The sequence below is a fragment of the Cryobacterium ruanii genome (assembly GCF_004404055.1).
Classification (GTDB): domain Bacteria; phylum Actinomycetota; class Actinomycetes; order Actinomycetales; family Microbacteriaceae; genus Cryobacterium; species Cryobacterium ruanii.
The window spans coordinates 240,512-252,592 of record NZ_SOHK01000005.1; the positions used below are offsets into that span (position 1 = coordinate 240,512).

Annotated in this window: 10 protein-coding genes; 9 read left to right on the plus strand and 1 reads right to left on the minus strand. The window is 63.8% G+C overall.

Translation table 11 applies throughout. The features are described 5' to 3' along the window. Nucleotides 1-94: 94 nt before the first annotated feature. The gene (locus E3T47_RS02610) at nt 95-1,525 is read right to left on the minus strand and encodes a short-chain fatty acid transporter (RefSeq protein ID WP_134554071.1); all 1,431 of its coding nucleotides are present in this window, start codon (nt 1,523-1,525) and stop codon (nt 95-97) included. 288 nt (nt 1,526-1,813) lie between these two features. Here E3T47_RS02610 and iolC point away from each other — a divergent pair, with 288 nt between their 5' ends. The 9 genes from iolC to E3T47_RS02655 all read left to right on the plus strand — a co-directional run bounded on the left by iolC (nt 1,814) and on the right by E3T47_RS02655 (nt 11,786). Next, nucleotides 1,814-2,776, plus strand: a complete 963-nt coding sequence (gene iolC / locus E3T47_RS02615; RefSeq protein ID WP_134554072.1) for a 5-dehydro-2-deoxygluconokinase — start codon at nt 1,814-1,816, stop codon at nt 2,774-2,776. Further along, nucleotides 2,773-3,654, plus strand: coding sequence for a Cgl0159 family (beta/alpha)8-fold protein (locus tag E3T47_RS02620; protein WP_134554073.1), 882 nt, complete (start codon nt 2,773-2,775; stop codon nt 3,652-3,654). Before iolC ends, E3T47_RS02620 begins: the two co-directional genes overlap by 4 nt. A gap of 35 nt (nt 3,655-3,689) precedes the next feature. After that, nucleotides 3,690-5,201, plus strand: coding sequence for a CoA-acylating methylmalonate-semialdehyde dehydrogenase (locus tag E3T47_RS02625; protein WP_134554074.1), 1,512 nt, complete (start codon nt 3,690-3,692; stop codon nt 5,199-5,201). 2 nt (nt 5,202-5,203) lie between these two features. Then, nucleotides 5,204-6,109, plus strand: coding sequence for a 5-deoxy-glucuronate isomerase (gene iolB, locus E3T47_RS02630; RefSeq protein WP_134554075.1), 906 nt, complete (start codon nt 5,204-5,206; stop codon nt 6,107-6,109). 50 nt (nt 6,110-6,159) lie between these two features. Then, nucleotides 6,160-8,067: a 3D-(3,5/4)-trihydroxycyclohexane-1,2-dione acylhydrolase (decyclizing) gene (iolD, locus tag E3T47_RS02635; RefSeq protein WP_134554076.1), complete on the plus strand. Its 1,908-nt coding sequence runs from the start codon at nt 6,160-6,162 to the stop codon at nt 8,065-8,067. A gap of 2 nt (nt 8,068-8,069) precedes the next feature. Next, nucleotides 8,070-8,984, plus strand: coding sequence for a sugar phosphate isomerase/epimerase family protein (locus E3T47_RS02640; protein WP_134554077.1), 915 nt, complete (start codon nt 8,070-8,072; stop codon nt 8,982-8,984). Between the two features lie 46 nt (nt 8,985-9,030). Continuing rightward, complete coding sequence (locus E3T47_RS02645; protein ID WP_134554078.1) at nt 9,031-10,041, plus strand: Gfo/Idh/MocA family protein; 1,011 nt, start codon at nt 9,031-9,033, stop codon at nt 10,039-10,041. A 32-nt stretch (nt 10,042-10,073) separates the two neighbouring features. After that, the gene (locus E3T47_RS02650) at nt 10,074-10,937 is read left to right on the plus strand and encodes a sugar phosphate isomerase/epimerase family protein (protein WP_134554079.1); all 864 of its coding nucleotides are present in this window, start codon (nt 10,074-10,076) and stop codon (nt 10,935-10,937) included. A 63-nt stretch (nt 10,938-11,000) separates the two neighbouring features. After that, complete coding sequence (locus tag E3T47_RS02655) at nt 11,001-11,786, plus strand: SDR family NAD(P)-dependent oxidoreductase (protein ID WP_134554080.1); 786 nt, start codon at nt 11,001-11,003, stop codon at nt 11,784-11,786. Nucleotides 11,787-12,081: the final 295 nt, after the last annotated feature.

The window sequence follows — 12,081 nt, forward strand, 5'->3', positions numbered from 1 at the left end:
CGGAACCCTTGGTCCCGGGGGATTTTTCGTGCCCGAATTCAGTCAGGCAACGAGGAGCCGATCAGGAATTTGTCTCGCTCACCTCGCCGGCGCCCTAGGGAATGACCGGTGCTACGAACTCGAAGGTTCGACCAAGCAGCCAGACCAGGAGTAACACCACCGGCAAGTGAAAAATGAACTGCAGGAACGTGAATCCCACGAGGTCGCGTGCCTTGAGTCCGAGCACGGCCAGAAGGGGCAGCATGAAAAACGGGTTGATCAGGTTTGGAAGCGCCTCGGCCACGTTGTAGACCTGAACCGTCCAGCCCAGATTCATCTGAACATCTGTCGCCGATTGCATCACGTACGGGGCTTCTACCAGCCATTTGCCGCCACCCGAGGGAATGAAAAGGCCAAGGATGACCGTGTAGAGGGCAATGATGACCGTGAAGCCGCCGCCACCGCCCACACTGGTGAAAAATTCGGCCAGGTGCCCAGAGACGGTCATGCCACCGTTGCCGACCGCTCGGGTCAGAATGGCAGCCATCGCAGCATAGAGCGGGAACTGCACCAAGATGCCCGCCGTGGCTGGTACAGCCTTGGACACGGCTTGCAGAAACTTGCGCGGGGTCCCGTGGAGAAGCAGTCCAAGCATCAGGAAAACGAGGAGGTAGCCGTTCAGGCTGCTGACCACGGACAGGATCGGACTCGTCAGAAACTGGGAAATCAGCCAGCCCAGGGTCATCAGCGCGGCCACGATAGGCAGGATGCGGCTGTACTCGAGCCATTCGCCGGGACGTGTGCGCGCTGCCGCCGGCTCCGGCTCGTCGTTGAGGTCAACGCCAAGATCCTGGGCGGTTCGGATGGCATCGCCGCGCGGGGCCGAATAGTGTGCGATCAAGACTGTCAGGGCAATGATTATTGCGCACATGGTGAGCGACTGCCATGTGAAAATCGTCGTGCCGAAGTCGAGAACACCGGTGACCTGCAGGAGCGCCGGCGGCAGGGATGTTGCTGTTGCCTGCAACTGTGCAGCGGATGACGACATGCCCAGCGCCCACACTGCTCCGAGTCCCATGAACGCCGCGGCGCCGAGCGCCCGGTAGTCCACACGCAGATCGATTCGGCGGGCGATGGCTCGTGCCAACAGGCCGCCGAAGACCAGGCTCAGGCCCCAATTGACAAAGGAGACGGACATGGACAGGAACGCCACAAAGCTCACCGCCGTTGCAGCAGACTGGGGTACCGCCGCGAGCGTGTCGATCAGCCGAGCGACAGGGCGTGAGGTGGCCACGACGTATCCGGTCAGGACGACCATCGCCATTTGCAGGGTGAACGCCGTCAAATCCCAAAAGCCATTGCCGAAGGCATCCACGATCGTTTGGGGGCTCGAACCGTTGGCGAGGGCGGCGAGGGCCACGAGGAGAACGCCAACCAGTGCGAAGATGTAGGCGTCCGGAAACCACTTCTCCGTCCAGCCGGCGAGAGACTGGGCAACACGCGCCAGCCCCTTCTCGGTGCGAATTTCTGGGGCGGTAGCCGTCACGGTGGATCTCTCTTCTTTGAGTCGAGTGTTTACGCGCAATGGCGCAATTGAATGATGGCCTTACCACAACGGGGGTGGACAGCCATTTGCAGGCTAGGCGCGGCGCGATGGGCATGTCAATGTGGTCAAATTCCCTGGCACAGCAGGAAGCCAGGAGAGGTGATGACCTGCGCGGATTGACTCAAAAACTTATTGTCAATATGTCATGACATTAAGCGCAAAGGGCGCTACTGTGGAGGAACGGCGACAAGCCGACCACTCCTAGTACAGAAAGTTGTACATCGACGTATGACGACTTCACCGCGAACCCCCCACGATGTGCTGACCATAGGCCGCGTCGGCGTTGATATTTATCCGTTGCAGGATGGTGTCGGCCTCGAAGACGTGTCAACGTTCGGTAAGTATCTCGGTGGCAGCGCGACCAACGTTGCCGTCGCCGCCGCACGCCACGGATTGAACTCGGCGGTCATCACCCGCACCGGCAACGACCCCTTCGGCAACTACGTGCATCAGGAGCTCGTGCGCTTGGGCGTCAGCGACGAATTCGTCTCAGGGGTTGCCAACCTCAACACCCCCGTCGTGTTCTGCGAGATCTTTCCGCCCGACGACTTTCCCCTGTACTTCTATCGAGCGCCCAAAGCGCCCGACCTGGTCATCCATGCCGACGAGCTCGACCTGACCGCCATCGCGAACGCCCGCATCTACTGGGCGACCGTGACCGGACTGAGTGAAGAGCCCAGCAGATCCGCCCACTTCGCGGCCTGGCAAGCACGCGGTCGCCGTCCGTTGACCATTCTCGACCTCGACTACCGCCCCATGTTTTGGGTGTCGCCCGAGGAGGCGAGTGCCCAGGTGGCACTCGCCCTTGGCCAGGTCACGGTTGCCGTCGGCAACAGAGAGGAATGCGACATCGCCGTCGGCGAGACCGAACCATCACGAGCCGCCGACGCCCTGCTGGAACGAGGCATCGAACTGGCCATCGTCAAGCAGGGTCCGAAGGGCGTGCTGGCGAAGACCCGTACCGAAACCGTCGAGGTGCCCCCATACTTCGTCGACGTCGTGAACGGGCTCGGCGCCGGTGACAGCTTCGGCGGTGCCCTCTGCTACGGATTATTGCAGGATTGGCCGCTGCGTCGCATCCTGCAGTTTGCGAACGTGGCCGGCGCCCTTGTGGCCAGCCGGCGCGAATGCTCGACGGCGATGCCCACCACCAGCGAGGTCGAGCACATTCTGACCGGAATAAGCGCATGACCAGGCTTGACTTCGATGCGCTGCGTGATGCCCGCGCGACCCACCCGGAACGCATCGGTGAAATACTTGCCGGACGCACCCGCCGAGAGCTGATCCGCGGTGACGGCCGACTCTTCATCGTCGCGGCCGACCACCGCGCCCGCGGGGCACTCGGTGTTCGCAACGACGCCACCGCCATGGCCAACCGCTATGACCTGCTCGAAGGCCTCGCGACCGCGCTCACCCGCCCGGGCGTGGACGGCGTCCTGGGTACCCCCGACATCATCGACGACCTGGCGCTGCTCGGACTGCTCGACGATAAAATCGTGGTCGGGTCCATGAACCGCGGCGGACTGTGGGGATCCTCGTTTGAGATGGACGATCGCTACACGGCCTTCGACGTCGACCGGATCAAACGTGACCGACTGGACTTCGCTAAAAACCTCTTGCGGATCAACCTCGAAGATGCTGGATCGCTAGCCACCCTCGAGGCGACCGCGCTGGCCGTGAGCGAGGCCGCTGCGGCCGGACTCCCGATCATGCTGGAACCGTTCATGAGTATCTGGGCCGACGGGCGGGTCAAGAATGATCTGAGCACGGATGCCGTGATCCTGTCGATTGCCATCGCCGAAGGCCTCGGTAACTCCAGCGCCTACTCCTGGCTGAAACTGCCGGTCGTAGCCGACATGGAGCGCGTTATGGCCGCCACCACCCTGCCCACCCTCCTCCTCGGCGGTGACCCGGTCGGCGATCAAACCAAAACGTTTGAATCCTGGGGCAACGCCCTCGAACTGCCCGGAGTGCGCGGGCTCGTTGTGGGGCGCAGCCTGCTCTACCCGAGCGACGGCAATGTTGAGGCGGCCATCGACCGGGCCGCCGCACTCGTGCACGGCGCCTGAAACTCTCATCCACTCTGCTCAGAAAGAAGACCACTATGCCCGCATCAGTAACTGAATCAACCCTCGTCGCGCACTGGATCGACGGAAAGGAACAGGCGGGAAACTCCGGTCGCACCGCGCCGGTCTACGACCCCGCACTCGGCACGGTCAGCAAAAACGTGTCGCTCGCCGACCAGGGCGAGATCGCTGCCGCCATTGCGAGCGCCAAGGCCGCCTTCCCCGCCTGGCGCGACCTGTCAATCGCCAAGCGCCAACAGATCCTGTTCAGTTTTCGCGAACTGCTGAACGCCCGCAAGGGGGAAATGGCCGAGATCATCACAAGCGAGCACGGCAAGGTGCTCTCCGACGCTCTTGGTGAGATCTCCCGCGGCCAGGAAGTCGTGGAATTCGCCTGCGGCATCCCACACCTGCTCAAGGGTGACTACTCCGAAAACGTCTCTACCGGCGTCGACGTGTACTCCACCCGCCAGGCCCTCGGGGTCGTCGCCGTGATCAGCCCGTTCAACTTTCCGGCCATGGTTCCGATGTGGTTCTTCCCGCTCGCCCTCGCGGCCGGCAACACCGTCATCCTGAAGCCCAGCGAGAAAGACCCGAGTGCTGCGCTCTGGATGGCCAGGCTGCTCCAGGAAGCCGGCCTCCCCGACGGCGTGTTCACGGTACTGCAGGGCGACAAGGAATCCGTCGATGGTCTGCTCGAGCACCCCGATGTGAAAGCCATCTCCTTCGTGGGATCAACCCCGATCGCCCAGTACGTCTACGAGACCGGGACCCGCCACGGCAAGCGCATTCAGGCCCTCGGCGGAGCCAAGAACCACATGCTCGTGCTGCCCGACGCCGACCTCGACCTCGTCGCCGACTCCGCCATCAACGCCGGCTTCGGAAGCGCGGGCGAGCGCTGCATGGCCATCAGCGTCATCGTCGCGGTCGAACCCGTCGCAGACGTGCTGATCGAGAAGATCGTCACCCGCATGAACACCCTCACTGTGGGCGACGGCCGTCGGTCCTGCGACATGGGCCCGCTGGTCACCGAGGTGCACCGCGACAAGGTTGCGAGCTACATCGAGATCGCCGCACAAGACGGAGCTTCCATCGTCGTCGACGGTCGCGGTGTCGAGGTCGACGGCGACCCGAACGGATTCTGGCTCGGACCCACCCTCATCGACGCCCTGCCGGTGACCTCGAAGGCATACACCGAGGAGATCTTCGGACCGGTACTGTCGGTTGTACGGGTGGCGAGCTACGAAGCGGGAGTCGACCTGATCAATTCCGGCGTCTTCGGCAACGGGACCGCCATCTTCACCAATGACGGCGGCGCGGCCCGACGTTTTCAGAATGAGATCGAGGTGGGAATGATCGGCATCAACGTTCCGATTCCGGTGCCCGTGTCGTACTTCTCCTTCGGCGGCTGGAAGAACTCGCTGTTCGGTGACACCAAAGCGCACGGAGTCGAAGGGGTGCACTTCTTCACCCGCGGCAAGGCCATCACCAGCCGCTGGCTCGACCCGAGCCACGGCGGCATCAACCTCGGCTTCCCGCAGAACGCCTGATCATGACAACGTCAACCGCTGACTGGTTTTATGCCCGCGGCACGCTTGAGCGTGACGGCTGGGAAACCGTCGTCGACCAGACCATCAGCGGATGGCGTTACACCGGAATCCGCGTCGCCGCCCTGGGCGATGGGGACTCCGTGTCGCTCGCAGCGGAAGCGATCGAACGCATCGTGGTTCCCCTGGCCGGGGCGTTCACGGTGCGTTACACGCTCCCGGGGGAGACCGAGGCGCGCGTGCAGGCGCTCGCGGGGCGCGCATCCGTTTTTCACGGACCCACCGACACGCTCTACCTGCCCACCGGTACCGCGCTGTCGATCGACGGCGCCGGCCGGGTGGCGGTCGCCGAAGCGCCGACCGATCAGGCGCTTCCCGTGGCCTATATTCCCAAAGCGGATGTCCCGATCGAGTTGCGCGGAGCGGGTCGCTCCAGCCGGCAGGTGCACAACTTCGGCACTCCGGCCAGCCTCGCAGCTGACCGGTTGATCGTGTGTGAGGTGATCACCCCGGCCGAGAACTGGTCGAGTTACCCGCCGCACAAGCACGACGAATTTACGCCCGGTGTTGAGTCGAAGCTTGAGGAGATCTACTACTTCGAGAGCAACGTCACCCGCGGCCAGACCGCGCCGGACACGGCGGACCCGTTCGGCCTCATGCGCACGTACTCCTCCGAGGCCGGAGACATCGACATCATGGCTGAGGTGCACACCGGCGACGTCGCCCTCGTGCCCTTCGGCTGGCACGGCCCCTGCGTCGCAGCGCCTGGCTACGACCTCTACTACCTCAATGTCATGGCCGGGCCGGATCCCGACCGCTCGTGGCGCATCAGCGATGATCCGGCTCACGGCTGGATTCGGGACACCTGGGTGGGCCAGGAATTCGATTCCCGGCTTCCTTACACGTCATAGTCTTCACCGGCAGCACCCCGAAAGGACACAACGCAGTGACTACTCGTCGCATGACAGTCAGCCAGGCACTCATCGAGTTTTTGGCCCACCAGTACACCGTGGACGGCGACGTGCGTGAGCGCACGATCGTGGGGACCTTCGGCATCTTCGGCCACGGAAACGTCGCCGGCATCGGCCAGGCCCTCAAACAACTTTCCGTCGAGGACCCGACGCTGATGCCGTATCACCAGGCCCGGAACGAGCAGGGAATGGTACACGAATCCATCGCCTACTCGCGCATGACGCGTCGCCGATCCACCTTCGCCTGCGCGGCATCCGTCGGCCCCGGCGCCACGAACATGCTGACCGGCGCAGCGGTCGCGACGACCAACCGACTTCCTGTGCTGTTGTTGCCGTCCGACACCTTCGCCACCCGAGTGTCCGACCCGGTATTGCAGCAGCTCGAGCTTCCGCACGATGCGAGCATGAGCGTCAACGACGCCTTCAAGCCACTCTCGCGCTTCTTCGACCGAGTCAACCGACCCGAGCAGCTGTTCTCGGCCGCGCTCGGCGCCCTTCGGGTGCTGACCGACCCGGTCGAGACCGGGGCCGTCACGATTTCGCTTCCGGAGGACGTGCAGGCCGAACTCGTCGAGGTTCCGATGGAATTCCTCGCCGACCGTGAATGGCACATCCGTCGCCCGCGACCCGACCGTGGCATCATCGCCGAGGTCGCCCGGGCCATTTCCCGTGCCCAGCGCCCCATGATCGTTGCCGGCGGCGGCGTGATCTACTCCGACGCCAGCGCGGCACTGCGCGAATTCGCCGGAGCCACCGGCATCCCGGTCGGCATGTCCCAGGCCGGCGTTGGATCGCTCAGCTGGGACCACCCGCAGAACCTCGGCTCGGTCGGCGCCACCGGCACCACCGCCGCGAATCGCGCTGCGGCCCAGGCCGACCTGATTATCGGCATCGGCACGCGCTACAGCGACTTCACCGCCGCGAGCCGCACGGCCTTTCAGCACCCCGACGTGCGCTTCATCAACATCAATATTGCGTCCTTCGACGCGTTCAAGCATGGCAGCGCCCTGCCCGTCGTAGCGGATGCCCGCGAGTCGCTGCTCGAGCTCGCCCAGGCGCTTGGGGGCTTCCACGTCTCGGCCGACTTCGAGTCGGACTACACCCGGGAGAAGGCCAGCTGGGATGCCGCCGTCGACGAGTCCTTCGTCGACCGCCGGCTGTCGTTGCCCAGCCAGGCCGAGATCATCGGCGCCGTGCAGCAGGCCTCCGACCCCCGCGATGTGGTGGTCTGTGCCGCCGGGTCGCTTCCGGGCGACCTGCACAAGCTCTGGCGGGTGCGCGACGACCTCGGCTACCACGTCGAATACGCCTTCTCCTGCATGGGCTACGAGATCGCCGGCGGCATCGGGGTCGCCCGGGCCGACACGACCCGCGACTCCATCGTCATGGTCGGCGACGGCTCCTACCTCATGATGCACTCCGAGATTGTCTCGGCCGTGGCCGAGGGCATCAAATTTATCATCGTGTTGATCCAGAACCACGGCTACGCGTCGATCGGTCACCTCAGCGAGGACGTCGGTTCACAGCGTTACGGAACGCTCTATCGCTACCAGGACAAAGCGGGCAACAACTTCGAGCAGGGCGAGATTCTGCCGATCGACCTCGCCGCCAACGCCGCCAGCTACGGCCTCGACGTCATCTCGATCGAACCGAGTCCCAACGCGATTGCCGACCTGTCGGCCGCCATGAGGACGGCCAAGGCGTCGACCCGCGCCACTATGATCCACATCAACAACGACCCCCGGCTCTATGCACCCGATGGCGAAGGGTGGTGGGACGTGCCCGTCGCCGCCGTCTCCACCCTGCCGAGCACGCAGCGGGCCCGCACCGCGTACCTCGCCCAACAGTCCCGCCAGAGGCCGCTCCTCGGCCACGGCGCCCTCGAAAGGAACAACTAGTCATGTCGGAATCGAAGATTCGCATCGGCACCGCGCCCGACTCGTGGGGCGTGTGGTTTCCGAACGACCCGAACCAAATTCCGTGGGAACGCTTTCTCGACGAGGTGCAGGCTGCCGGCTACCACTGGCTGGAACTCGGCCCCTTCGGTTATCTCCCGACCGATGCGGCGCAGCTCGCCGATGAGCTGGCAAAGAGAGACCTGAAACTGTCGGCCGGAACCGTCTTCACCGGTTTTCACAAGGGTGAGGAGCAGTGGAAGCGGGCCTGGGACCAGGCGCTCGACGTTGCCGGGCTCGTCTCCCAGCTGGGCGTGGAACACCTCGTTGTGATCCCAGACCTGTGGCGTTCCGATGCTACGGCCGAGGTGCTCGAATCGCGAAACCTCGACAACGCGGAGTGGAAGAAGCTCGCCGCCGGCCACGACAAGCTCGGCCAGGCCCTTCTTGAAGAGTATGGAATCAAGCAGCAGTTCCACTCGCACGCGGACAGCCATGTTGGCACTTACCGCGAGGTCGAGCGCTTCCTGCAGGAGACCGACCAGGCTTTCACCAACCTCTGCCTGGACACGGGACACTTCGCGTACTACCTGGGTGACAACGTCAAGCTCATGACGGCCTACCCCGACCGCATCGGCTACCTGCACCTCAAGCAGGTCGAACCCAACATTCTGGCCGATGTGCTGAAAAACGACATGCCGTTCGTTGAGGCCGTTGCGCTGGGCGTCATGACGGAGCCAGGTTTCGAGGGGGTGCCGGAGCTCGCGCCGATCATCGAAAAGGCTGCCGAAATCAACCCGGACATGTTCGCCATCATCGAGCAGGACATGTACGGCTGCGCCATCGACTTTCCGTTCCCGATCGCCCAGCGCACCCGTGAGCACATCTTCAGCTGCACTCAGGCTGCACGCATCCGCTAAACCTGCTTTATTCAGTCTCTTTCCCTCATCTTTCTAAGGAACAACCATGTCTGAACTCAACATTGCCGTTGTCGGTGCCGGCCTCATGGGCGCTGACCACGTCATCCGCATCACCGAACGCATCGCCGGTGCCCGCGTCAGCGCAATCGTCGAACCCGATGCGGGGCGAGCGCACGCCGCCCTCGAGCACGCTCCAGGCGCCGTGCACTTCACTTCGGTGGAGGATGCTGTCGCGGCCGGCGTCGTGGACGCGGTACTGATCGCCACGCCCGGCCAGTTCCATGAGCCCGTTCTCTTTCCGGCCATCGATGCGGGAATCCCGATCCTGTGCGAGAAGCCCCTGACTCCGACTCCTGAGGCGTCGCTGCGCATCCTGGCGGCCGAGCAGAAGGCGGGCAAGAAGCTCATCCAGGTCGGGTTCATGCGTCGATTCGACGCGGAGTACATTCAGCTGCGCGAGCTGATCGCGTCTGGTTCGGCGGGCGAGCTGCTCGCCCTGAACTGCGCCCACCGCAACGGCACGGTGCCCGACTCCTACACGAACACCATGCTCATCGAAGACTCCGTCGTGCACGAGATCGACGTGGTGCGCTACCTCACCGACTCGCACATCGTCGCCATCGAAGTCAAGCACGGCAAGCGCAACACGCTCTCGCCCGACCACCTCAACGAGCCGATCTTCGTGCTGCTCTACACCGAGAGCGGTGTGCTGGCCAACGTCGAGATGAACGTCAGCGTGCAGTTCGGCTACCAGGTCAAGACCGAGGCCGTCTTCCAGAAGGGAATCGCCGAGATCGGCCGCACGGCTGGCCTGACCCTGTGGCAGGACGGCCGCTACGGCGGAGTCGAGAACGCGAGCTTCAAGACTCGATTCGCGGCCGCCTACGACAGCCAGATCCAGCGCTGGGTGAACGCCACCAAGCGTGGCGAGATCGACGGACCGAACGCGTGGGACGGCTACCTCGCCTCCGCGGCCTGCGCGGCCGGCGTAACCGCCCTGACGACGGGCGAGCGCGTCGACGTCGTCTACACCGAGCGCCCCGCCTTCTACAACTAGCCTTCACCTACTCGCGCACTCGAAAGGCCACCGTGAAGATCGCACTCGACCCCACCCCGTTCCACCACTCCCACTCGTTGCTCGAGTTTCCCCGCCTGGCTGCGGACCTCGGCTACGAGTGGCTCCAACTAACGCCACACGCCGATTTCATTCCGTTCTTCAATCACCCGAAGGCCGACGATGACCTCGTGCAGGCGTTCAAGAGGGCCTGCACGGATGCCGGGGTGGGCGTCGCATCCGTCCTGCCGGTTTTGCGGTGGTCGGGGCCGGACGAGGACGCGCGGGAGGCGGCGGTGCGGTATTGGAAGCGCGCGATCCAGATCACGGTGGAGCTCGGAGTCGACACCATGAACACTGAGTTCAGCGGCCGGCCAGAGCTCGCGGAGCAATCGGAACGGGCTTTCTACCGGTCGATGGAGGAGCTCGTTCCCATCATCGAGGGCGAGGGAATCCGGGTGCTGATCGACCCGCACCCCGACGACTTCGTCGAAGACGGCCTCGCAGCGCTGCGGGTGATTCGCGGCGTCAATTCGAAGAACGTCGGGTTTGTCTTCGTGGCTTCACACACCTTCCACTACGGTAACAACCCACTCGAGATCATGCGCGCGGCCGGCGACAGGCTCGGTCTGGTGCATGTCTCGGACACCATGGATCACACGGCGTCGCACGGCCTGCGCTACATCACCAACCCGCCCGGCAATGCCGTGCGGGTGCACCAGCACCTGAAAATGGGTGACGGTGACGTGAACTGGCCCGAGTTCTTCGGCGGGCTCAGGGAGATCGGATTTCTCGACCGCTCCGACACAGTGATGGTCTCAAGCGTCTTCGCCGAAGACGAGACCGCCGCCGAGACCGCCATCTACCAGCGCGAGCTGATGTTGGATTCAATCGCCTGAATTTACGGTCGGTCCAGGAAAATACATCAAGGTTGGATACCTCAATCAAGAAATGGATGCACCATGATCGCTTGGGCACGGTATCCCTATGACGAAACTCGAGTGCTCGTTACCGGCGGTGGGTCGGGGATCGGGCGTGCAATCGCACGGGCGTTTCTCGAGCAGGGCGCACGTGTAGCCGTCTCGGGTCGCCACGCGGATACGCTGCGAGAGACGGTGAAGGATTTCCTCTCCGGCTCTTCCCTGGTCATCGTGGGTGACATGGCGGTGCGCGCCGATGTCGAAAACGCTGTGGAGGCCGTCACTGCGGCTTGGGGCGGAATCGATGCCGTGATCGCCAACGCCGGTGTGTCCGAGCCCGGCACCATTGACGAACTCACGGATGAGTCGTGGCAGAGAATGCGGTCGATCAACGTCGACGGAATGATCCACCTGGCGCGAGCCGCTGTGCCGGCGCTGCGCCAGTCACGCGGATCGTTTACGGCCATCTCGTCGATCGCAGGCATGGGTGGTGACTGGCGGCAGGTGGGTTACAACGCAACGAAAGGCGCGGTGAACGCCTTCGTTCAGAGCCTTGCCCTCGACGTTGGTCGTGACGGGGTGCGGGTCAACGCCATCGCGCCGGCTTTCACCACCACTCAGCAGACACAGGAGCGGCTGGATGACTCCGCCTTCTGGTTGGCGCTGCGTGACCGTCTGGCGCTTGATCGTCCCGCCACGCCGAACGACATCGCCCGGGCGGCCCTGTTTCTGGCAAGCCCTGACGCCGCGTATGTTACGGGTGTCGTTTTACCCGTCGACGGCGGTACAACGGCGTCGAGCGGAACCCCGCGCCCTCCCGCTGCCTGATCCTGCGCATTCGATAGGACATAGGCAGGCCACGGTCAAGAGTTTATCCGCGGGCCGCATATCTCCGGATACGGAGCGGCGTCCAGCGCACTCGTGGCCCCGGCCGGCCGGCCGGAGCAACGTCAACGCCTTATCTGTATGCAAAAGACAACCGAAAGGACAGTTCTGGTGTTGCTATCAATACATATTCGCGCTGTTGCGCCTCGAGATTCTTCATCATCGACACGTGGGTGTTCTAACCTCTGTTTCACCCCAGCGTGCTTGATCACGCTGGTGCCGGACATTATCGCGAAGG

Bases quoted from the DNA above. Each gene is read 5' to 3' on its own strand.
- iolC (WP_134554072.1), top strand. From the start codon at position 1,814: ATGACGACTTCACCGCGAACCCCCCACGATGTGCTGACCATAGGCCGC.
- E3T47_RS02620 (WP_134554073.1), top strand. From the start codon at position 2,773: ATGACCAGGCTTGACTTCGATGCGCTGCGTGATGCCCGCGCGACCCAC.
- E3T47_RS02625 (WP_134554074.1), top strand. From the start codon at position 3,690: ATGCCCGCATCAGTAACTGAATCAACCCTCGTCGCGCACTGGATCGAC.
- iolB (WP_134554075.1), top strand. From the start codon at position 5,204: ATGACAACGTCAACCGCTGACTGGTTTTATGCCCGCGGCACGCTTGAG.
- iolD (WP_134554076.1), top strand. From the start codon at position 6,160: ATGACAGTCAGCCAGGCACTCATCGAGTTTTTGGCCCACCAGTACACC.
- E3T47_RS02640 (WP_134554077.1), top strand. From the start codon at position 8,070: ATGTCGGAATCGAAGATTCGCATCGGCACCGCGCCCGACTCGTGGGGC.
- E3T47_RS02645 (WP_134554078.1), top strand. From the start codon at position 9,031: ATGTCTGAACTCAACATTGCCGTTGTCGGTGCCGGCCTCATGGGCGCT.
- E3T47_RS02655 (WP_134554080.1), top strand. From the start codon at position 11,001: ATGATCGCTTGGGCACGGTATCCCTATGACGAAACTCGAGTGCTCGTT.